Annotated in this window: 19 protein-coding genes and 2 pseudogenes; 3 read left to right on the plus strand and 18 right to left on the minus strand. The window is 39.0% G+C overall.

Features of this window, described 5'->3' with window-relative positions:
• Nucleotides 1–19 precede the first annotated feature (19 nt).
• The 17 genes and pseudogenes from BZK24_RS01255 to glyS all read right to left on the minus strand — a co-directional run.
• Nucleotides 20–355 (minus strand): annotated as a pseudogene (locus BZK24_RS01255) (nitroreductase family protein); the annotation flags it as partial.
• Nucleotides 355–1,206, minus strand: a complete 852-nt coding sequence (gene lgt / locus BZK24_RS01260) for a prolipoprotein diacylglyceryl transferase (RefSeq protein WP_077656328.1) — start codon at nt 1,204–1,206, stop codon at nt 355–357. The gene lgt and the pseudogene BZK24_RS01255, both read right to left, overlap by 1 nt.
• Before the next feature lie 9 nt (nt 1,207–1,215).
• A complete protein-coding gene (locus BZK24_RS01265) occupies nt 1,216–1,944 on the minus strand; it encodes an RluA family pseudouridine synthase (RefSeq protein ID WP_077656329.1) in 729 nt (242 codons plus the stop codon).
• 25 nt (nt 1,945–1,969) lie between these two features.
• Nucleotides 1,970–2,095: a hypothetical protein gene (locus BZK24_RS08970; protein WP_001875416.1), complete on the minus strand. Its 126-nt coding sequence runs from the start codon at nt 2,093–2,095 to the stop codon at nt 1,970–1,972.
• Nucleotides 2,096–2,112: 17 nt separating this feature from the next.
• Nucleotides 2,113–3,294, minus strand: coding sequence for a lipid IV(A) 3-deoxy-D-manno-octulosonic acid transferase (gene waaA, locus BZK24_RS01270; protein ID WP_077656330.1), 1,182 nt, complete (start codon nt 3,292–3,294; stop codon nt 2,113–2,115).
• The gene (locus BZK24_RS01275; protein WP_001091781.1) at nt 3,295–4,074 is read right to left on the minus strand and encodes a zinc ribbon domain-containing protein; all 780 of its coding nucleotides are present in this window, start codon (nt 4,072–4,074) and stop codon (nt 3,295–3,297) included.
• A 9-nt stretch (nt 4,075–4,083) separates the two neighbouring features.
• Nucleotides 4,084–4,815: a GTP cyclohydrolase I gene (locus tag BZK24_RS01280; RefSeq protein ID WP_077656331.1), complete on the minus strand. Its 732-nt coding sequence runs from the start codon at nt 4,813–4,815 to the stop codon at nt 4,084–4,086.
• A 1-nt stretch (nt 4,816) separates the two neighbouring features.
• Nucleotides 4,817–5,713: a glycine--tRNA ligase subunit alpha gene (gene glyQ, locus BZK24_RS01285; protein WP_001150864.1), complete on the minus strand. Its 897-nt coding sequence runs from the start codon at nt 5,711–5,713 to the stop codon at nt 4,817–4,819.
• Nucleotides 5,714–5,726: 13 nt separating this feature from the next.
• The gene (locus BZK24_RS01290) at nt 5,727–6,665 is read right to left on the minus strand and encodes an NAD(P)H-dependent glycerol-3-phosphate dehydrogenase (RefSeq protein WP_000401698.1); all 939 of its coding nucleotides are present in this window, start codon (nt 6,663–6,665) and stop codon (nt 5,727–5,729) included.
• 236 nt (nt 6,666–6,901) lie between these two features.
• Nucleotides 6,902–7,597 carry a hypothetical protein gene (locus BZK24_RS09830; RefSeq protein ID WP_077656332.1) on the minus strand — a complete coding sequence of 232 codons (696 nt, stop codon included), beginning with the start codon at nt 7,595–7,597 and terminating at the stop codon, nt 6,902–6,904.
• 531 nt (nt 7,598–8,128) lie between these two features.
• A pseudogene (locus tag BZK24_RS01300) lies at nt 8,129–9,766 on the minus strand (dynamin family protein); the annotation flags it as partial.
• Between the two features lie 204 nt (nt 9,767–9,970).
• A complete protein-coding gene (locus BZK24_RS01305) occupies nt 9,971–10,258 on the minus strand; it encodes an endoribonuclease VapD (protein ID WP_000271456.1) in 288 nt (95 codons plus the stop codon).
• A gap of 70 nt (nt 10,259–10,328) precedes the next feature.
• Nucleotides 10,329–10,610, minus strand: coding sequence for a DUF3240 family protein (locus tag BZK24_RS01310; protein WP_000880303.1), 282 nt, complete (start codon nt 10,608–10,610; stop codon nt 10,329–10,331).
• Nucleotides 10,611–10,625: 15 nt separating this feature from the next.
• Nucleotides 10,626–13,685, minus strand: a complete 3,060-nt coding sequence (locus BZK24_RS01315) for an efflux RND transporter permease subunit (RefSeq protein WP_171972364.1) — start codon at nt 13,683–13,685, stop codon at nt 10,626–10,628.
• Nucleotides 13,685–14,773 carry an efflux RND transporter periplasmic adaptor subunit gene (locus tag BZK24_RS01320; protein WP_077656334.1) on the minus strand — a complete coding sequence of 363 codons (1,089 nt, stop codon included), beginning with the start codon at nt 14,771–14,773 and terminating at the stop codon, nt 13,685–13,687. The genes BZK24_RS01315 and BZK24_RS01320 overlap by 1 nt, the downstream gene beginning before the upstream one ends.
• Entirely contained in the window at nt 14,770–16,065 is a 1,296-nt protein-coding gene (locus BZK24_RS01325; protein ID WP_171972363.1) for a TolC family protein, read from the minus strand. The genes BZK24_RS01320 and BZK24_RS01325 overlap by 4 nt, the downstream gene beginning before the upstream one ends.
• Entirely contained in the window at nt 16,055–18,160 is a 2,106-nt protein-coding gene (gene glyS, locus BZK24_RS01330) for a glycine--tRNA ligase subunit beta (protein ID WP_077656335.1), read from the minus strand. The genes BZK24_RS01325 and glyS overlap by 11 nt, the downstream gene beginning before the upstream one ends.
• Nucleotides 18,161–18,276: 116 nt before the next feature.
• Here glyS and BZK24_RS01335 point away from each other — a divergent pair, with 116 nt between their 5' ends.
• The 3 genes from BZK24_RS01335 to gatC are packed head-to-tail and all read left to right on the plus strand — an operon-like array spanning nt 18,277 to nt 21,125.
• Nucleotides 18,277–19,341, plus strand: a complete 1,065-nt coding sequence (locus BZK24_RS01335; protein ID WP_077656336.1) for a hypothetical protein — start codon at nt 18,277–18,279, stop codon at nt 19,339–19,341.
• A 12-nt stretch (nt 19,342–19,353) separates the two neighbouring features.
• Complete coding sequence (gene gpmI, locus BZK24_RS01340) at nt 19,354–20,829, plus strand: 2,3-bisphosphoglycerate-independent phosphoglycerate mutase (protein ID WP_077656337.1); 1,476 nt, start codon at nt 19,354–19,356, stop codon at nt 20,827–20,829.
• Between the two features lie 14 nt (nt 20,830–20,843).
• Nucleotides 20,844–21,125: an Asp-tRNA(Asn)/Glu-tRNA(Gln) amidotransferase subunit GatC gene (gatC, locus tag BZK24_RS01345; RefSeq protein ID WP_077656338.1), complete on the plus strand. Its 282-nt coding sequence runs from the start codon at nt 20,844–20,846 to the stop codon at nt 21,123–21,125.
• 91 nt (nt 21,126–21,216) lie between these two features.
• Here the strand turns inward: gatC and bioA are convergent, their stop codons facing one another.
• Nucleotides 21,217–22,551 (minus strand): adenosylmethionine--8-amino-7-oxononanoate transaminase, encoded by a 1,335-nt coding sequence (gene bioA, locus BZK24_RS01350; protein ID WP_077656339.1) that lies wholly within the window; start codon nt 22,549–22,551, stop codon nt 21,217–21,219.
• Between the last annotated feature and the right edge of the window lie 72 nt (nt 22,552–22,623).

Raw genomic sequence — 22,623 nt, forward strand, 5'->3', positions numbered from 1 at the left:
TTTTGTATTAGTTAGATGCTCTAACTTTATAAGACTCCGGATAGAGGTTTTGCATGTAATGGCTATGCGGTAACAACTCGCTAGGTTTTAAAGAGCATACCACCATTAACGCTGAAGCGCTTTTAATCATCTCTTCATTGAAATAGCTGTGTGCTGCAATTTGTTTTTTTAAATCCTTATTAGTAACCATCACAAAATACCATGGTTGGGTGTTGTAAGAGCTTGGCGATAGTCTAGCGATTTCAGCGATTTCTTCTAATTCTTCACTAGAAAACTCATAATGGCTATCAAACATCTTGCAAGAATGGCGCTCGTTCAATAATTGTCTTCTTTTTTCGTGATCCAAAAATTTCATTATTCTTCCTTTATTTTTTTAGAATTTTTCGTAGCATACAATAAAATCCCTAACGAAACAATTACCATAAGTAAGCTTAAAATCTGCCCCATGCTCAAATTCAAAAAATAAACCCCCAATTGGCTGTCTGGCTCCCTGTAAAACTCCGCAATAAAGCGCATCAAGGAATACCCCAAGCCATAAACCACGATGAGCAACCCATGCGTTTTGGTGTGTTTTTTAGCCCACATCACCATTAAAAACACGACAACCCCCTCTAAAAACGCTTCAATCAACTGGCTGGGATAACGCAACTCGTTATCCACCATAATGCCTATGATTTGCCCTAAATGGCTGTCTTTGGGGACAACCCTCCCCACAAGCTCCTGATTTAAAAAATTCCCAATCCTCCCAAAAACATACCCTAAAGGCAGGCTGATCGCAATCAAATCCAAATAAATCAAAAGCTTTTTCAAATCCTTACGGCTATAAAGATACGAAGCGATCAAAAACCCCACCAACCCCCCATGATAGCTCATCCCACGAATGCCTACAAAATTCCCATGGCTATCAAAGGGGTTAAAGATTTGCCAAAAATGCGTCAAATAATAGCTGGAATTAGGCTCATAAATAAGAATGTATCCTATCCTTGCCCCTAGCACAATGCCAAGCTCCGCCCATAAAAAATAACTCTCAAATTCCTTCCTTTCAATGGGGAATCGCTTGGGGTCTTTTTGGATCATTCTTAACGCCATGTAAAATGCGATAACAATCGCGCACGCATACGCCAAACCATACCAATGCACTTCAATACTGCCAAGACTAAAAGCGATGGGGTTAAATTGATCATAAATCGTATTCCAAGCGTTCATGTTCAATCCTTAAATTTCAAATTCTTTAGGGGGGATCGCTTCAAATTCATACCCTAGTAGCGCGATTTTATGCGCATGGAGCATCAAGCGTTTGGCGGAACCTGTCTCGTTATTATAAAGCGTATCGCCTATAATGGGGTGGTTGATATGCTTTAAATGGACTCTGATTTGATGCGTTCTTCCGGTTTTGATCCCCACTTTTAAAAGGGTTTTTTTGTTGATGATTTTTAAGGGCGTGATGATCGTAACCGCTTCTTGCCCTTTTTTAGAGATCTTGCTAAACGCTTTAGTGGTTTTAATCGTAAGAATGGGGGCGTTGATTTCTCGCTCTTCTTCTACAATCCCTTGAACGATCGCTAAATACTCTTTTTTAACCGCCCTATTTTTAAAAGCCTTTTTAGCTTTTAAGTGGAATTCTGAATTTTCTTTCACCAATAAAATCACCCCGCTTGTTTCTTTATCCAAGCGGTGCAACAAAACCCAACCTTTGAAAAAAGAAACCAGATCATAGCTCTCTATAAAGGGGGGTTTAAAAAGGGCTAGAACGTTTTCATATTCAAAAATCACGCTAGGTTTTTCAATTTTTTGGACGCTAAAGCGCGTGTTTTTGGGGAGTTCTTTTCTGGCGACCATCAATTTCTTCCCTCCTATACTCACTAATCCCAAATCAATCAAAGCCTTAGCTTTTTTATGCGAAATGTTTTCTTGAACGCTCAATATTTTATAAGCTTTTTCCATGTTTATCCTTTGTCCTTTTTAATGTTTAATGAAGGCGAGCAATTCGTTTATTTTTCCCCCCTACACTCACTAACCCCAAATCAATCAAAGCTTTGGCTTTTTTATGCGAAATGTTTTCTTGAACGCTCAATATTTTATAAGCTTTTTCCATGTTTATCTTTATCCTTTTTAATGTTTAATGAAGGCGAGCAATTCGTTTAAATCATGCCCATTCTCTAAAAAACGCGCCACGCCTAAATTTTTGTAATCTAAAAGAGCGTCTAACAGATTCTCTTTTTGAACGATTTTGTAAGGCTTGACTAATTCAAACAACGCTACTTGGTTGAAAATATACTCCCCTGTGATCAAGCGCGCATTAAAAAACGCCGGCTCTAAAGGGTTATGCCCCCCCATTTTGACAAACGAACCCCCTAAAATGACAATATCTGCGATTTGATAGAAGTTATTCAATTCCCCCAAGCGATCCACTAACAAAATATCGCATTCCACAAAACCTTTTGAAGAAAAACACTCCCAATTAAAAGGCGTCGTTTTTAAAGCATCTTGCAATAAATTTTGCACGCTTTTAAAACGCTCAGGGTGGCGCGGCACAACAATTAGCCTTGCGTTTTGATGCGTCTTTTTGAACTTTAAAAACGCTTTTAACCCTAACTCCTCTTCGCCCTCATGCGTGCTGGCTAAAACAATGTTTAAAGCGCTTGGGTTTTTAGGGTAAAACGAAGTGATCACAGGCTTTGAAAAACGCTTGATATTCAAAAAATCCACCACTTTTTTAGCGCCTAGATTCAACAAACGTTTTTGATCGTCCTTACTTTGCGCCAAAATCAAATCAATGCGTTTGAATAAAATCGCATAAAAAAAAGAAAAACGCTGGTACTTGGGGTAAGAACGAACGCTGATCCTAGCGTTAATGAGCATGGTTTTTGCCCCTAATTTTTGAGCCGTATCAAACACATTAAACCACAATTCCGCTTCTGTAACCACCAAAGTTTTTAAGCGTTTTAAGTTTTTTTTCCATGCAAATAATAGGGTTTCAAAAGGCAGGTAACGCACCTCTATACGTTCCAAATGCTGATAAGTTTGAGCGGCTAATTCAAAGCCGGTATTGGTGGTAACGCTGATTAAAATCGGCTCTTTTAAAGCTTGAATGATTGGCTCTAAGGATTTGACCTCCCCATAAGAGCATGCATGAAACCAAAAAACCGGCTCGCTTTTTAAAAGATTGTCTTTGAGAAAAAAACGAGCCTTTAAAGAATGGCGGTATTTTTCTTTAAAACTCAAAAGCAAGATGAAAGGTGCACCAAAAAGATGCCCCAAAGTTAACAATAAAAGGTAGAAAAACTTAAACAATCAAACTAATTCTTGGCTTTCTTTTTGTTGGCTTTCTTCTTGGCTTTCTTTTGGAGGTTGAGCGTTACTTTCATACGCGCCCTCAGCGTATAAAATACGCCCGCAATACGGGCAAGTGATCATATCCCCACTCGTTAGCACTTCGGTATAAATCTTATCGTTCAATCTAATAAAACAACCCCCACAAGCCTGTTTTTTGATCGTTACAATGCTCGTGTTTTTCGCCCATCTTCTGATCCTTTCATAAAAGCTATAGATTTTAGGCTCGGTTTTTTCCACGAGTTCTTCTTTCTTTTTAAAGATAATTTGTTGGGTTTCTTTGATGTTTTTGACTTCGTTTTCCACTAAGCTTTCCAATTCCAGTGCTAATTTTTCAAGCTCTAGCATTTCTTTTTTCAAATCCTCTTGTTTTTCGCTTTTGTGCTTGATTTCATTTTGCAAATTTTCAATTTCTCTGTTGGCTTGGTTGGATCGCTCTTTAGCAATATCTTCTTCAATGTTTAAAGAGCGCAATTCCCTTTCGGATTTGATCTCGCTCATTTTCTTTTGGATACTGGCGATTTTAGCGTTGGTGTCTTGTAGGGTTTGCTCGTTTTTAGAAACCTGTAATTTTAGGGCTAATTTTTCTTCTTCTAAATTCAAAATCGCTTTATTTTTAGCTTCTTTATCATTCAAAGCCTTATCCAAGTCTTTCCGTTTTTCTCTGATCAACGGCTCTAAGGAGTCAATTTCTTTATCCAAATGCGAAATTTCAATCAATTGTTTGAGGTGGGTGTTCATCGCTTTCCTTTAAATGATTTGCAAGGGGTTTTTAAAATTCTCTATTGTAACCAAATAATCAAAAGAATGCAAAATTTCAGCCATAATGAGTGCAAAACCCCTTTCGCTATAATAATGCGTGGCGTCAATCAAGCTTATCCCTAAAGATTGAGCGATCATAGCGTCATGGTATTTCACATCGCCTGTAACCAAGCAGCTTTGCGCTTTTAAAAAAGAAAACATGGACGCCCCCGATCCGCACACAAACGCTAAATCTTTAATCATTTGAGAACTTTTGACACACGCTAATTGTCCCACCCCTAAAGAAGATTTAATCCTTTCTAACAGCGCATCAAATTCTATATTGGCGTTTTCTTTCACTAACATAAGACCTTTTTCCATCAAGCCATCAAACCCTAAAAGCGTGCACGCGAAATGCTTGTTTAAATGCGTTTTGTCAAAATTCGTGTGCATGCTGATGACTGAAATGTTTTTTTGGATTAGGATTTTTAAAATATTCCCCGGATAAGCCTCAACATTTAGCGTTTTTAAGGGCTTGAAAATTAAAGGGTGGTGCGTGATGATTAGGGCGTTTTGTGGGGCGTTTAAAGCGATTTCAAGCGTGATTTCTAAGCATGCGATAATCTGGCTAAACTCATGGTTTTTGCTCCCCACATTCAACCCGCTATTATCCCACGATTCTTGGAGTTCAAAAGGCGAAAGGCGGTTCAAAACTTCCAACACTTCCCTAACTAACGCCATTTTAAGCCTTTGTTAGAGCGTTTTTTAGGCGCTCTTCTCTCTCTTCTTCTTGCTCTTTATAAAGAACGGCACACCCTTTGGCTAAATCCCTGATTTGTAAAATATAATTTTGCCTTTCAGCCACCGAAATCGCCTTTCTAGCGTCTAAAATATTGAAAAAATGCGAGCATAGCATCACGAAATCATAAGCCGGCAAGGGGAGCTTGTTTTTTAAGCAATGCAAGGCTTCGGCTTGGGCGTTTTTAAACATTTCTAATAGCCTTGTTACGCTCGCTATTTCAAAATGATACTTGCTGAACTCGTATTCGCTTTCCAAATGCACTTGCGCGTAACGAACGCTTTCATTATCCTTTTTAGCCCATTCAATCTCTAGGATATTTTCCACTTTTTGGACATACATCGCCAATCTTTCTAAGCCGTAAGTGATCTCCACCGGGATAGGGCTACAAGGAATGCCTCCCACTTGCTGGAAATAAGTGAATTGTGTAACCTCCATGCCATCAAGCCACACTTCCCAGCCAAGCCCCCATGCCCCTAAAGTCGGACTCTCCCAATTGTCTTCTACAAATCGTATATCATGCTCATTAAGGTTTATCCCTAACACTTCTAAGCTTTTTAAATAGAGTTCCTGGATATTAGAAGGGCTTGGCTTGATAACCACTTGGAATTGGTAATAACTCCCCAAGCGGTTAGGGTTTTCCCCATAGCGCCCATCAGTAGGCCTTCTAGAGGGCGCGACATACGCCACATTCCACGGCTTTTTATCCAAACTCCTTAAAAGCGTGGCCGGATGGAATGTCCCAGCTCCTGCAGGAATATCATAAGGCTGGATCACCAAACAGCCTTGATCTTTCCAATACTCTTGTAATTTTAATAATAAACTTGAAAAATCTTGCATGCTCTCTTTCCTTTTAAGCGCGTCTGATCAAATCGTTCATGCTCTCTAGCACACTCTTACCCTTTAAAAGCAAGGCTAATTCGCTCGCAATGGGCGTATAAATGCCGTATTTTCTAGCGATTTCCACGATGGCGTTGGTCGTTTTCACCCCTTCAGCCACTTCGCCCAATTCTTCTAAAACCACCTCTAAAGGCTTGTTTTGGGCTAGCCCCAAACCCACACGATAATTCCTAGATAAAATAGAATTAGCGGTTAAAAACAAATCCCCAGCCCCAGAAAGCCCTAAAAAAGTCTCTGTCTTGCCCCCAAAGAACGCCCCAAAGCGTTGCATTTCCACTAAACCCCTAGATAATAAACTCGCTTTAGCGCTATTGCCTAATTTCAAGCCATCACAAACCCCCCCCGCAATGGCTATCACGTTTTTATACGCCCCGGCGATTTCACCCCCTATGATGTCTTGTTGGGCGTAGGCTCTGATAAAAGAGGGGGTTTTATTGGCAAATTCTAGCGCTAAAGCCTGATTATTAGAATGAATGACTAGCGCGCAAGGCAGGCCCTGAATGATTTCAGCCGCAAAACTCGGGCCGGCTAAAAAACACAAAGAATTAGGATCGATAAAATCCTTTGCGATCTCGCTCACAAACGCCTTGTTTAAAACCTCTATCCCTTTAGAGGCGATTAAAACCTTAGCGTTTTTGGGTAAAGAAGCGTTTTGAAACCATTCCCTTAAATGCTGCACGCTAATAGCGATCACATAGAGCGCGGCTTTTAAGCCTCTTTGTAAATCCACTTGCTCTATGGGGGCAGAACCTTTAGAAATCAAAGCGTCATTGAGCTTTTTTAGCGGCTCGTTTAGATCGCGCCTTGAAATGATTTTCACTTCATTCTTTTCTCCAAAAGCAAAGGCTAAAGCCCTCCCCCACGCCCCGCCACCAAATACTGCAATTTCCATTAAATTCCTAATCTCATTGATTGTAAAACTCACCATTTTACAATAATAAGTTTAAAATAGCCCTTACATTCAAAACGCGGTCTTTGATTAAAAATAGGGTAGTTTAAAAAATTTTTTAAATTTTAGAAAATGGGATTTTGGTTACTTTACTTTAAACTCATTCTCTTAAGGGGATAGAGAGCATTTTGAAACTATTCCCCCCTACAACTAAAAACCCTTTCACGCTCTGATCCAAATCACCGCCGTTTTGTTATCCTCCACTCCCGCAAATCGTTTTGAAGCTCCTCATCGTTTAAAGACTCTTGATAAATTTTCTCATTTGTTTCTTTGTATCCTTTAAGTATCGATAAATTTTTTAAAGAATAGTCTAATTGGAGCAGTTTATTATGGCGAACTATTCTTTCTGAATAATCTTGGATTTTTTCTTGGCTTAGACTATAGTCGTTTTGTATAGAAAACTCTTGAAAATCTCTGAATAATAATATCATTTCTTTGATTTTTTCAAACTCCCTTTCGTTTAAATCCTTCCACTCCCGCAGATTGTTTTGAAACTCCTCATCGTTTAATTCAGATTGATAAACTTCATTATTTCTTTCTTTATATCCTTTAAGTATTGACAAATTTGCTAAAGAATAGTCTAGTTGGAGCAATTCATTATGATAATCCACATTTTCTCTGTGTTGTTTGGTTTTTCTTTTGCTCAAATCATACCAATCCAAGTAAAACAAACTGAGATCCCTAAAATACAGCACCATTTTTTTGATTTCTTCAAACTCTCTGTAGTTTGTTTCTTCCGGTGTGTTTCTTAACTGCCTCCATCGTTGAAGTCTTTCTTGAAAATCACTATCATTTAACCAATTCTCTTGATAATCTCTCTCATTTGCTTCTTTAAAGCCCTTAAGTCTTATCAAATTCCCCAAAGAAAATTCCAATTCGAGCAGTTCATTGTAATATTCTATTTGCTCTCTGTATTCTCGGATTTATTCTTGGCTCAAATCCCAAGAGTCTATACCATACATGTTGCGATTCCTAAAATACAACACCATTTTTTTGATCTCTTCAAACTCTCGGCGGTAAAATTCTTCATTTGTTGCTCTGTATTCCCTGAGCCTTTGCAGATTTTCCAAAGAGTAGTCTAGTTTGCGCATTTTGTTATGTTCATCTATATTCTCTTCGATCTCTTCTTGGCTGTAATCGTAGCAGTCTATCCTATATATCTCTAAATCTCTGAAGAATAGTGCCATTTTTTTGATTTCTTCAAACTCCCGGTAGTTTTCTTCATCGTCCTCTTCGTCGTCGTTTTCTTCTTTGTATTTTTCAAAAGTAAAAGCACTCACACGATCAAAAACCTTATCAATGCTTTCTTTAAACAAGTAGATCACTTGGTTTAGTTGCGCTAAATTCTCTCTTTTAGATTCTTCTTTTTCAGAAAATTCTTTTTTGAGCGATTCCATTTTATTAAATAAATATTGTTGTTCTAGATCGCTTAAAGCGTTGATCTTATTTTCTAAGATTTGTTTTTGATTTTCTAAATCGTTTAGGTGTTTTTCTTTTTCCTTTTGAGCGAGCGCGATTTCTTGTTTTTTATGCGTGATTTCTAATTCGCACCGATCTTTTAAACCTTTTAGGGAATTTTCCAAGCATTCATTAAACAAGCCCGGTAAAACTTTTTTAAGCTTGTATTGAACCTCTGGTATCACTTTGACTTCAATCAGATTTTCTAATTTTGCCCGCTCTTTTTCCTCGTTTCTAAAGAATGAAGCGATGATATTAGGCAATAAAGTCAATAAATCTTTTAAAAGAGGTTTTAACCCTTGCAAGATCAGCGCGAAGGGTCTTGTAACCGGATTCTTGGCTAAAATCACGCTTAAGGCGTTGATCCCTAGTTCAAGGCCATGCTCTAAATTCACAGACAAATCGCTAGAAAGCTGCGTGTTGTTCAAGCTTTCAAATTCCGCGCAAAAATCTTTTGAAAAAGAAAGGTTGATCTTTTCAATCTCTAATTTAGCGTTTTTGATCAAGCTTTGTTGCATGATGCTCTCTATTTCGCTATTGAACTCGTTAGGCTTGTTGATTAAAGAGGCTAAATAGGATTTTTGCTCCCTGACCTCTTCTACTACTTTTTTAACCACCGATCCCACAGCCACGCTAGAATATTCTTCTTCTAAATTAGCCCTTAATTTTTCATAGGTTTTTTCAATGTCTTTAACGCTCAAATCCAAAGCTTGTATTTCTTCTAAAGCCTTTTCTTTAGAATAATCAAAGCTTTTAATCACGCTTTTTAGGCTGTTTTGTAACTGGGAATTTAAAAACTTCAATCGTTCCAAATACAAAGCGCTAAAAAGCTTTTCAGCGTCTATTTTATCCGCTACCTCTAAAAGAGCGTTATTGTCTTTATCAGAGCGGATAAGATGCGTTGTCAAATCAAGGTGATCCTGAAGTTGCTCTTCAATATAATGAGAAATCTCTTCCACTTGCGAAGGCGTCCTTAAATTCGTTTTACTCAAAATAAAGCTAAGGCCTTTGTCAAACTCTAAAAGGTTTTTCAATTCCCTAACCATGCGTTTAGTAAGGTTACCCTCTTCTACGCTTGTGAGAATGACAAAATGCACGCCTCTTTATAAATATTCCAAAATGGCATGGGTGTGGCTTGAAATAGGGCTATCAAAACTTGGCATATCCACAAACACTAAAGGAGCGCTGTTTTTTAAAGCTTCATTATTAAAATAAACCTTAAGGTAGGAATACTTCGCCGCATTCTCTTTAATCACCTCAAAACTTCGCTCATTCAGTTCAAAACTTTCCGCTTTTTCATCATTGTTTGAAAAAGCTTCTATGCGTTCATTAGCGCTATAGTGCAACTCAGTGGCTAAAGAAGTCTCTGGCGTGATACCGGTAGGCAAAACGCTCTTTTCTAAAAAGCGGTTTAATAGCGTGCTTTTCCCTGCGCTAAAATTCCCCACAACGGGTATCACTAGCTGTTGTTTTTGAATGCTTGCTAAAAGCGTGGAGCATTCTGTTTTATCGATCTCCACTTCTTTTAAAACTTCTAGAACCTGTTCTAAAAACTCCACAAAATTTGTCTGTGTGCGTAAAATCATTACCAATCCTTTATTAAAAATTAAAATCTAAACAAGACGCAAAAATCCCTAAAATATGGATAGGGTTTATATGGGTATGGGTTTATATGGGGGTGAAAAGATAAAGCGACTGACTAGAGAGAGAGAGAGAGAAAGCGAATTTTTAAGAATAACAACCATTACAAAACTCCTAGCACCATTTAATGGTGGGTATTATACTTGATTTCATAAAACAATCTTGATAGCCGGCATTAAATCGTTGTTTTCTTCTATTTTTAACATTCTCACATCTTTAACACAAACCGCAAAACTTGGTATCTGCTTGGCTAAAATTTGCACCGTGGCGACGCAAGTAACAGCGTTGATGGTCTCATCGCCAAAATACACGCTACCTTGTTGCCATTTAAAGCCATGTTGTTCCATGAATTTACGAATATCCGAATAAACTTTTGAGAGATTCACTGCGTTTTCATTCAGGCAATTGGTGTCAAGATCAAAGGTTACGGCATACATCTTCACTCCTTTATTGGTTTGTGTTATAACATGTTTTTACTTAGAATTTCGTTTGATAAGCGCATGCATTCTATAACCCATGCGTTTGAGAATAAAACAATTTCATGTCTTTAGAAGCGAACTGATTTTTTAGCGCTTTGGCTAGAGATAAAGCGATCTCATCGCTTAAAAAAAGCTTGAATTTAGCGTAGTCTTTGCGCCCACTCACCTGCTCTTTTTGGCTTAAAAGCAATGAAGAAGCGGCGTATTTATAGCATTCCACATAAAAAAAATCATCAAAGCCTTTTTCAAATAAATAATCTATTAAAGCGTCTTTCAAGCAAATATCAATATAAATTTCTAAAGCCAGCATGCGAAATCCTTCAATTCAAACGATTTTAATCTTTTTAGCGATGAGCATGAACATGGGCGGCAGTAAGAGTAAGGTTAGAGCGCTTGAGGTAACTAAGCCTCCAAGTACCACGATCGCTAAAGGTTTTTGGACTTCGGATCCCACGCTATGAGAAAATAATAAAGGTATCAAACCCAAACCGGCAATGCAAGCGGTCATTAAAACCGGCCTCAAACGCCTTTTAGCGCCCAATAAAACGCATTCTTCCACGCTTTTCCCTTGTAAGAGAAGCTCTTTAAAATAGCCTATCATCACCACGCCATTTAAAACCGCAATCCCAAAAAGAGCGATAAAGCCCACGCTCGCTGGCACTGAAATATACTCCCCTACCGCAAACAACGCAATAAGCCCTCCGGTAACCGCAAAAGGGATATTCAAAAGGATGAGCAAGGCTAAAGGAATGCTTTTAAAAGTGAAGAAAAGAATGAAAAAAATCGCTAAGATGCTTAAAGGGATAACGGTAGAAAGCCTTTTATTGGCCCGTTGCTGGTTTTCAAACTGCCCCCCATAAGTGATATAGTAGCTAGGGGGGAGTTTGACGTTTTGAGCGATGACTTTTTTAGCCTCTTCTACAAAAGAATTCAAATCGCGCCCCACCACATTACTGCGAACCACGCTCATGCGCCTTGAATTTTCACGCACGATAGAAACAGGGCCATCCACTTCTTCAATCTTAGCGATAGAAGTGATAGGCACTAAAACGCCATATTTTGAAGTCAAGGCCAAGCTTTTAATCTTTGTGATAGAGCTTGCAAAATCGCTCTCTTGGCGGATCATCACCGGCGTGCGTGAAATCCCTGTAGGGATCACATCCACGATCAAGCCCTCTAAAGCGGATTTTAAAAACTTGGAAAATTCATCGCTAGTGATCCCCACATCCGCCATCGATTCTTTATTAGGGGTTACATACAAATAATTCACACCCTCATTAAGCGTGGTTAAAACTTCACTAGAGCCTTTAATCCCTTTTAAGACTTGCGCGATTTGAAAACTCAACTCGTTTAAGGCGCTAATATCATCTCCAAAAATCTTAACCGCTAAATCCCCCCTAACCCCTGTAAGCATTTCAGAAATCCTCATTTCAATGGGTTGGGTGAAAGAAAAGTTAATCCCCTTAAAGTCTTTTAAAGAATCCATGATTTTTTCTAACAATTCGTCTTTATTTTTCACGCTCCATTCTTTTTTAGGGATAAAAGAAATAAAAGTATCGGTTTGATTCAATCCCCCCAAATCCAACCCCAATTCATCGCTCCCTGTGCGTGCGACAATGCTTTTAACTTCCTTGACATGCTTTTTAATCGCGCTTTCAATGTTTAACATGAGATCTTTAGATTGATCTAAAGAAATAGAAGGGGTGGTTTCCACGCTCAAAACCACATCGCCCTCATCTAAAGCGGGCATGAAATTCTTCCCCACAAAAGGGAATAAAGAAAGGCTTGCGATTAAAAAAACAAACGCTCCTAAAATCACTTTTTTAGGGTTATGCACAAAAAATTCCAATAAAGGGGCGTAGATTCTGTTTAAAAACCTCGTTAAAAAGGTTTCGCTATGGGGCGTGGCTTTTAAGACAAGAGAGCTCACTACAGGAATGATAGTGATGGATAAAACTAAAGTGCCTAAAAGCGCATACACAATGCTTTGCGCTAAAGGCCTAAACATCTTGCCTTCTAACCCCTGTAAGGTTAGAATCGGCACAAAAAACACAATAATAATCACCACCCCGCTCACCACTGAAACGGCGATTTCTTTACAAGAACGATAGATTGCATGGAGTTTAGTGGTTTTAGTGTTAGCGCTCAATTTTTCAAAAGCGTTTTCCACCACCACCACGGCTGAATCAATGAGCATGCCTATGGCGATAATCAACCCCCCCAAACTCATCAAGTTTAAAGTCAAATTATTGAGCTTGATAAAAATAAACGCTACGGACAAGCTTAAAGGTAAAATCACCCCCACAGCCACGCTCGCTCTCAAATTCCCTAAGAATAAAAAGAGCGTGATGATGATTAAAACAACGGCTTCAATGAGGGTTTTAGAAACGGTGGCAATGGCTTTTTGCGTAAATTCTGAGCGATCATAAAAAACATTAATGGACACGCCATTCGGTAAAAAGGGTTTTAATTCTTCTAGTTTTTGATACACTTGAGTGATGATTTCTTTGGTGTTAGCGTCTTTTAAAGAAAGCACCAAGCCCTCTGTGGTCTCACCCACGCCATCTTTAGTAACAAACCCTAATCGGGTGCGAGACTGGCTGATGACTTTCGCAAAATCCTTAATGTGCAAATGCCCTAAATTCGTGGAAACGGTGATTTTGCCAATGTCTTCTAAACTCAAAGAAGCGGTTTGGATTTTGACTAAAAAAGTCTCGCCATCTCTATCCACACGCCCCGCTCCGCTGTTTCTTAAATTCACTCTCACAGCCGATTCTAAATCAGAAATACTCACCCCAAGCCTTGCCATGTCGTTAAAATCCGGCACGATCACAAACGCCCTGCTAAAGCCTCCAATGGAATTGACATCCGCCACGCCGCTAATCATTCTCAATTGCGGGCGGATCACAAAGTCTAAAAGCTGTCGTTTTTCTATTTCGGTGATATTGCCATCAATGGTGAACATAAAGATGTCCGATAAGGGCGTAACAATGGGCGCCATGCCCCCTTCAACCCCCACGGGTAGATCTTTCATCACGCTGCTCAAGCGTTCATTGACAATATTCCTCGCTAAATAAATATCCACGCTGTCATCATAATCTATCGTAATGTCTGAAATAGAATATTTTGAAACACTTCTTAAAGATTTTTGCCCTTTCAAGCCTAAAAGCTCCAATTCTAAAGGGCGCACGATGTTGTTTTCCATTTCTTCAGGGCTAGAGCCGGGGAGTTTTAAAATGATTTTAACTTGAGTGGGCGAAATATCCGGGAAAGCGTCCACTGGAGTGTGGATAAAACTATAAGTCCCAAAAAACAAAATAAGAATCGCGCCAACAATCACGATCACTCTTTGGCGTAAGGAAAATTCAATGATGGAAGCGAGCATCATTCTTCCCCTAAATTGTTGATCATGCCTTTTAACCCTATCAATGACCCCACTGCCACGCTGTCATTAGGGTGTAAATTTTGAGCGTTCACGATAAAAATCTTGCTGCGCTCTTCTAAAACTTGAACCACTACAGGCTTAAAACCTTTAGGCGTCCTCACAAACACCAGGTAATCCTTTCCGTTTCTAATCAAAGCGTTTGAAGGGATTAAAACCGAGTCTTTAGGTTGAGAGCCTTGAATATACATTTCTACCATTTCCCCCACATGGTAATTGCCCTCATCTAATAAAGCGGTGGCTAAAATCGTGTTAGATCCTTTATCTAAAACCACCGAAACGCTTTGGATTTTCCCGATTTTTTCCCCCTCTTCATTATAGACCGGCGAATCTCTTTTAATGGTTTTAGAAACGCCTACAGGCAATTTGATTTGAGCGATCAGATCGTCGCTTTTTGAAATACGCACGTAGCTAGTGAAAGCTAAAATCTTCTCGCCCACATTTTTAGGCGCTAACGCTAAAAGACCGCTGTCTCTAGCCACAATCCTAAAACCATACTGCCCTTTAGGGTTTTTGGGATCCACGCCAAAGCTTTTAAAAGTGGATTCTAGTTGATTGACTTTTAAGCCCATTTCTTCGCTGGCTAGAAAGCTCGTTTGATACTCTCTTTTAGGAATGACACCGGCCCTATAAAGCTCTAAATCTTTTTTAGTAATATCTTTAGCGATTTTTAATTTATTTTGGTTGTTTTGCAATTCAAAATACAGATTGCTCAAATCAATGGAGCTCACTTCACAGATCGCATCTCCAGCCTTCACCTGCTCGCCCTCTCTTTTATAAACCGCAACCACAGACGCATCAAAACTCAAGCTCTGCACCACAGAGCTTTTACTATCAAAATCAATATAAGCGTTAAAAGGAAGCCCTTTACTGAAAATCTCTTTATCTAATTTAACCACCTTTAACCCCATGGGTTGCAAGTTTTTTTCTTCTAAAATAATTTCTGGATACTCTTTGGCTTTTAAAGAAACACCCATTAAAAAAACGCCCAAAACGCCCATTAACATAAGCCACCATAACGCCCGCTTCAATGCAATTCTCCTAATCTGGTCAAGCTCTCCCCTAAAGTCTCTTCTAAAAGCGCGCTAATATCAATGTATTCAATCTTCGCTTCCGCTAGAGTGATGAGGGCGTCCATGTAAGAATTTTGATAAATCAAGTATTCAAAAAGCCCGATTTTTTGGGCTTCATAAGCGATGCGCCCCATTTCCATCAAACGCTTCTTATTGGCAATGGCTTCTTTTTGGGTTTCAATGTATGCTTCTTTGGTTTTGAGCTGGTTTAAGTAGGAGTTGGCGTTGATTCTAATGTTTCGTTTCATCACTTCATTTTGCGCGAGCGTCCCGCTTTGCAAATCCAAAAATTTACGCTTTTGATAGATATTTTTAGGCGTTACCGGTAAAGGGATATGCACTTCTATAGAAAGATTAGTTGAAGAGTTATAGCTTTCAGAGCCAATCCCAAATTCAAATGCATTAAACACGTCTCTATTAGCCAATTTCGCATTCACCTGATAATCTTTAGCCGTCAAATCCAAAATATCCACATACAACGAGCGATCCAGTTTGAATTTCAAGGCTTCAGGCTCTAATCGCACATATTCAAAATCCAAACCGATCACCTTGACATCATGCAAATGGTCTAAATAAGTGTCAAAATGCGCCCCCTCTTTGACCGGCTCCACAATAGCGAGCATCGTGTCTAGCATTTTTTCTAAATCTATGAGTTTGGTTTCCACATTGGTTTTAGCGAGTTTGGATTCCAAATAAGAGTTATTAAAGTTGATGTAATCCTTTTCGCTCATGCTACCGGCTTTGACTTTTTCTTTAGCGATTTTGAGCTGCGAATAAAAGTTCGCTTCTCGTTGCGCATACACCTGATACTTTTCCTTAGTCATCACATAAGTCAAATACAAGCGTTTAGCGCCAATAAAAGCGAGATTTTTATTCAATTGATAGCTTTTATCGTATTGAATGGTTTTGATAGAAAGGCTTTTAGATAAAAGCGAGCTCACCCATGGGAGCTTGGGCCTTACCATTAAAAGGGTTCTGGGCTGCGCTTCTACAATGCCTTGGAAGTTTTTCACCATAGAAGTTTCATTATAAATATAGGGGAAATCCCAAGCGTTCACGGAGCGTTGCTCATTCAAACGGCTTTTAAAATCGGCTTTTTTGCCGATCAACTCCATAGAGTTGGTTTCTACTTCTTTAAAAAACTCCTGTAGGGTAAAGATTTTCGCATCAAGCATGCCCACACCGCTCATTAAAAAAGTTACCCCCAAACAAAAACGCCGGACTTTGCGTTTGACAGCATTAAATCGCAATTTCTTTAATATCCCCAATCTCTAAGAAACTTTGATACACGCCCCATAAGAAATTTTTACGATTTTTTTGGATTTCTATATCTTTATCCATGACTAGCACGCTTTTAAAATATTCTTCTAAAGGCGCATGCAAACTGAAATAAGCCTCTATTTTGCTATCCAAACTCTCAAAAGCGCTTGTTTTGATCGCATTGAACGCTTCAAAAAGGGCATGCTCTTGCGATTCTTTGAAAAGACTCGTGGAAAACCCGCTTGATTCGTTAGGGTTTCTGTCTTTATTGATATTGGCTAAGCGTTTGAAAGCGCTAAAAAGCAACTCTTTTTTTTGAGCGTTCTTAGGATCGTCTAAAAAGCGTTTTAAGGCCTTGACTTTTTGAATGATTTTAACGATGTCTCGCTCGTTGGTGTTTAACACGCTCCTTATAATAGAGGGGTTACAATCTATTAAATTATTAAAGCGCTCCAATAAAAACTTTTCTAAAACCTCTAAATCAAAGCTTTGATAAACGCCCACTTTTTGAAAAAGGCTTTTTAAATCCGCTTTCAAATCAAATTCCAACCCATAATGCGCGATGATTTTCAATAGCCCAAAACTCAAGCGCCTTAAAGCAAAAGGATCTTTAGATCCGCTAGGGATTTTACCCACGCTAAAAAGAGAAAACAGGCTGTCTAATTTCAAGCTCAAAGCCACGATTGAACTAAAAACACTAGAGGGCAAGGGGGCGTTTTCGCTTGCGGGCAAATACTGCTCTTTCACACTCAAGGCGACTAACTCGTTTTCGTTTTGTTTTAAAGCGTAGTAATAGCCCATAATCCCTTGAAGTTCGCTAAATTCATACACCACTTCACTGAGTAAATCCGCCTTAGCGATTTTAACGGCTCGGCCAATCAATTCAAGGGCTTTTTCTAAAGGCATGTTTAAAGATGGAGCGTATTTTTGCGTCAAGTATTGGGCGATGATCGCTTCGCGCTCCATTTTATCCTTTAAAGTCCCTAAACCTTGCACAAAAACCACGCTCTCTAAAGGGGCGTTATCTAAAGGCTTTTTGAGATCGTTTTCATAAAAGAAAACCGCATCGCTCAAACGGGCTTTTAAAACCTTTTGATTGCCTAAAATGATTTTTTGCTTGTCTTTATTGATAGCGTTACTCACCACAATAAAGCCGTTGTGCAATGTTGGGCTTTCTTCTTGGCTTTTTTGACTAAAGGTTGCAAAATAGCGCTGGTTTTCTTTCATGGAAGTGGTGATGATTTCACTAGGTAATTTTAAAAACGCCTTGTCAAACTCCCCTAAAAGCGCGCTAGGGTATTCCGTGATCGCTACAACCTCATCTAATAGATCCCTGTCTATTTCTATGCTAATGTGATGCTTTGTTTCTAACTCTTTAATTTCTTGCAAGATTTTAGCTTCGCGCTTTTTAGGGTCTAAAATGACATGGTTTTTTTCTAAAACTTCAAAATACGCTTTAGGGCTATCCACTTCAATAAAATCAAAACCCTCTTGTCGGTGCGCTTTGGTGGCTTGCTTGGTTTTAAAACCATACTCTTTAACTTCAATATCGTTAAAATTTTCCCCATTAAACAACACGCAAATATTATGAATGGGTCTGATAAAGCTTTTTTCCACATTGCCCCAACGCATAGACTTCCCGAAATTCAAACCCTCTAAAAACTCTAACACAATGGGCATGATTAAGTCTTTTGTAGGCTCTTTTTCATGGATTTTAGCATGATAAAGCACCTCTTTATTGTTTTTAAACGCTGTTTGGAAATGCTTGGGATCCTTTAGTCCTAATTTTTGATAAAACCCTAAACCTAACGCGTTCAACCCTTGCGTTTTATCTTGATGGTTGCATGCGATTTTAACGGGAGGACCAAAAAATTCCTCTTTAGTTTCTTGGGTTAAAAGAGGAAAGTCTTTGATAAACAAACACAAACGCCTGGGGGTGTAAAAAATCTCTATATTTCCCACTTCTAAAGCGCGTTTTTGAAAAAGAGCATGGAGTTTTTTAGGCATTTCTTTATATTCATTCAATAACGCTTGCGCGGGCAATTCTTCAACTAAAACTTCTACTAACAATTCATCTGAATGCAAAATCTCAATTCTCCCTAAAAAACAAAATCACTCTTAAGAATAAGCTAAATCATGCTAGAATTATACTTGAATTTATTCCTAGTTTAATTTATTTCTTAATACAAAAGGTGAGCGTTTTGAAACATTTAGCCCCACTCATTCATATCCCTTTTAAAGCCTTATGGCTAGGCGCAGCCTTAAGCGCATTCTTAAGTTTGAATTTGAACGCTGAAGAAAGCCCTACTAAAACAGAGCCTAAGCCCGCTAAAGGGGTTAAAAACAAGCCCAAATCGCCTGTTACTAATGTCATGATGACCAATTGCGATAATCTTAAAGACTTTAACGCTAAGCAAAAAGAAGTTTTAAAAGCCGCTTATCAATTCGGATCTAAAGAAAATTTAGGCTATGAAATGGCGGGCATTGCGTGGAAAGAATCATGCGCAGGGACTTATAAAATCAATTTTTCGGATCCGAGTGCGGGCATTTACCATGCGTATATCCCTAGCGTTTTAAAAAGCTATGGGCATAATAACAGCCCCTTTTTGCGTAACGTGATGGGGGAATTGCTCATTAAAGACGATGCGTTTGCTTCTGAAGTGGCTCTAAAAGAGTTGCTCTATTGGAAAACGCGCTACCATGACAATCTAAAAGACATGATCAAGTCTTACAATAAGGGCAGTCGTTGGGAAAAAAGCGAGAAAGCTAACGCTGATGCTGAGAAATATTATGAAGAGATACAAGATAAAATCAGGCGTTTGAAAGAATCTAAAATCTTTGACTCGCAGTCTAGTAATGACCAAGAATTGCAAAAAAGCGCTAATAGCAATTTGGATTTAGACCCTATCGGCAACGCCATGCCCCAAACTTTAGCCACCAAAGAAACTCAAATAGGGGAAGCTCAAACGCAAAAATCCCAAGAAATGAAAGAGGCAGCTAGCGAGCGAGCCATTAAGAAGCCGCTAGAAAAAGAAAAAGATAAACCCATGTATTTCGCTCAAATCAATAGCGCTGATTTCGTGCCCGCTAAAAAAAGCCCAAAAAAACCGGCTAAAGCGAGTCCAAAACGCTCCTCTAAAAATAATATCAGCTTTAAAAACAACACCAAAACCGCTTCCAAAAGTAAAGAAGTGTGCAAAAATTGCTCTCCAGGGCAAAGGAACGCGATTTTAGCTAACCATATCACCCTCATGCAAGAGCTTTAAAAAGTCCTAAAAATGGCGCAAAAAACTCTTTTGATTATCACTGATGGCATTGGGTATCGTAAAGATAGCGATCATAACGCATTCTTTCATGCTAAAAAACCCACTTATGACTTGATGTTTAAAACCTTGCCTTATAGCCTGATTGATACGCATGGCTTGAGCGTTGGCTTACCTGAAGGGCAAATGGGGAATTCTGAAGTGGGGCATATGTGCATTGGGGCTGGTAGGGTGCTGTATCAGGATTTAGTCAAAATTTCTTTAAGCCTTCAAAACGATGAATTAAAAAACAACCCCGCTTTTTTAAACACGATCCAAAAAAATAAGGTCGTGCATCTTATGGGTTTAATGAGTGATGGAGGCGTGCATTCACACATTGAGCATTTTATCGCTCTGGCTTTAGCGTGTGAAAAATCCCATAAAAAAGTCTTTCTGCATTTAATCACCGATGGGCGCGATGTGGCTCCTAAAAGCGCTTTAACTTATTTAAAACAAATGCAAAATATCTGCAATGAAAACATTCAAATCGCTACCATAAGCGGTCGTTTTTATGCGATGGATAGGGATAATCGCTTTGAAAGGATAGAGCTTGCGTATAACAGCCTAATGGGGCTTAATCACACGCCTTTAAGCCCTAGCGAATATGTCCAAAGCCAGTATGATAAAAACATTACCGATGAATTTATCATGCCCGCTTGTTTTGAAAATTATTGCGGCATGCAAGATGATGAAAGCTTTATTTTTATCAATTTCAGGAATGATAGGGCTAGAGAAATCGTGAGCGCTTTAGGTCAAAAGGAATTTAGCGGCTTTAAGCGTCAAGCTTTTAAAAAACTCCATATCGCTACCATGACCCCTTATGACAACACTTTCCCCTACCCTGTTTTATTCCCTAAAGAAAGCGTTCAAAACACGCTCGCTGAAGTGGTGTCTCAACACAACCTGACCCAAAGCCATATCGCTGAGACTGAAAAATACGCGCATGTAACCTTTTTCATCAATGGCGGAGTGGAGACGCCTTTTAAAAATGAAAACCGAGTGCTTATCCAAAGCCCTAAAGTTACCACTTATGATTTAAAGCCTGAAATGAGCGCTAAAGAAGTAACCCTTGCGGTGTTAGAGCAAATGAAACTAGGCACGGATTTGATCATTGTGAATTTTGCCAATGGCGATATGGTGGGGCATACAGGGAATTTTGAAGCGAGTATTAAAGCGGTAGAAGCAGTGGATGCATGCTTAGGCGAAATCCTTTCACTGGCTAAAAAATTGGATTACGCCATGCTTTTAACAAGTGATCATGGGAATTGCGAACGCATGAAAGATGAAAACCAAAACCCCTTAACCAACCACACCGCCGGGAGCGTGTATTGCTTTGTTTTAGGGGATGGAGTCAAATCCATAAAAAACGGAGCCTTGAACAATATCGCTAGTAGCGTGTTAAAACTCATGGGCCTTAAAGCCCCAGCAACGATGGACGAACCCCTATTTTAAACTAAAGGAAAAGAATGCAAATTGATGACACATTATTACAACGCTTGGAAAAATTGAGCATGTTAGAGATTAAAGACGAGCATAAAGAGAGCGTTAAAGGCCATTTAGCGGAGATTTTAGGCTTTGTAGAAAACATCTTCGCTTTAGAAACTCATGATTTAAAAACAGATACAGAGCTATGCACCCCTTTAAGAGAAGACGAGCCTAAAAGCCAACCCCACATCGCCAAAGAGATTTTAAGCCACAACAAACACAGCCAGGATCATTATTTCGTTGTGCCCAAAATCATTGAATAGGTTTTATTGAATAGGTTTTATATCAAGTTAAAACTTGATTTTAAAATCAAATAGACAGAAAAAGCTATCGCTTGATTAAAATCAAGCTTTTTTACATTTTATTTTTAAAAGCGCTTTCAGCTTTTTTTAACTCATCAAGAATTTCCACTAGCCCCGCAACCGCCTTTGTGATTTCTTCATGCGTGATAATATAAGGAGGCATGAGGTAGATCGTGTTGTTTAAGGGGCGCAACAACAAACCTTTAGTTAGAGCTTTTTTAAAAACCGCCAAACTCAAACGCTCTTTGGTTTGAATAAAGACTTCAAAGGCAAAGACCATGCCCAAATGCCTTAAATCAGACACCACTTGCTGCTCTATCAAGGGTTTTAATGCGTTTTGGAGCGCGCTAAAAATAAACCCGCTTAAAGCCTTGTTTTTTTCAATAACATTTTCTTTTTCAAAAATATCCAGCGTGGCGTTCGCGCATGCGCATGCTAGGGCGTTTCCTGTGTAGCTGTGCGAATGCAAAAACGCTTTATTTTCTTCATAGGGAGCGTAAAATTGGTTATAAATTTCATTGCGGGTTAATAGCGCGCTTAAAGGCAAATACCCCCCGCTAATCCCCTTAGACAAGCATAAAAAATCAGGCTCAATCCCGCATTGTTCATAAGCAAACATGCTCCCTGTGCGCCCAAACCCGGTAGCGATTTCATCAAAAATAATGTGGATGTCTTTTTGCTTGCATAATAAAACGGCTTGTTTTAAATACTTCGCGCTATAAATATGCATATTCCCTGCGCATTGCAAAAGCGGCTCTGCAATGAAGGCGCAAATTTCTTCACCATGCTTATCTAACAAACGCTTTAAAGCGTTCAAACTATTTTCTATTTCATTATCGTTTTTAGGCACGGGTGTGGTGAGATTCTTGAGCAATAAGGGGGTGTAAGTGTCTTTATAAAGTTTCACATCGCCCACGCTTAACGCTCCCAAAGTCTCGCCATGATAGGAATTAGAAAGCGATAAAAAAAGCTTTTTAGGGTGCGTTTGATCTTTTAAAAAATGGGCGTGATAGCTCATTTTCAAAGCGATTTCAATACAAGATGAGCCGTTATCCGCATAAAAGCATTTATCCATATGAGTGAGCTGGCAGAGCCTTTGAGAGAGCGTGATGATGGGCTTATGGCTAAAAGAAGCCAAAAGGACATGCTCTAGATTATCAATTTGATTTTTAAGCTGCTGGCTGATGTAGGCGTTATTATGCCCAAAAAGATTCACCCACCATGAGCTGATCAAATCCATATAAGCGTTATCATTAAAATCATAGAGATAAATCCCTTGAGCCTTTTTAATGGGGATAATGGGGAAATTTTGATGCTCTTGCATTTGCGAACAAGGGTGCCAAAGATACTCCAAATCCAAAGCGGCTAAATTTTCTTGAAAATTCATGTTAAAAACTCTCTATAATAAGGATAATTTTAATAACCTTTGGTTAAGATAAGGTTATTTGATTTTACTATA

Origin of the sequence: Helicobacter pylori, from assembly GCF_001998165.1 — a bacterium.
GTDB classification, from domain to species: Bacteria; Campylobacterota; Campylobacteria; order Campylobacterales; family Helicobacteraceae; genus Helicobacter; species Helicobacter pylori_DL.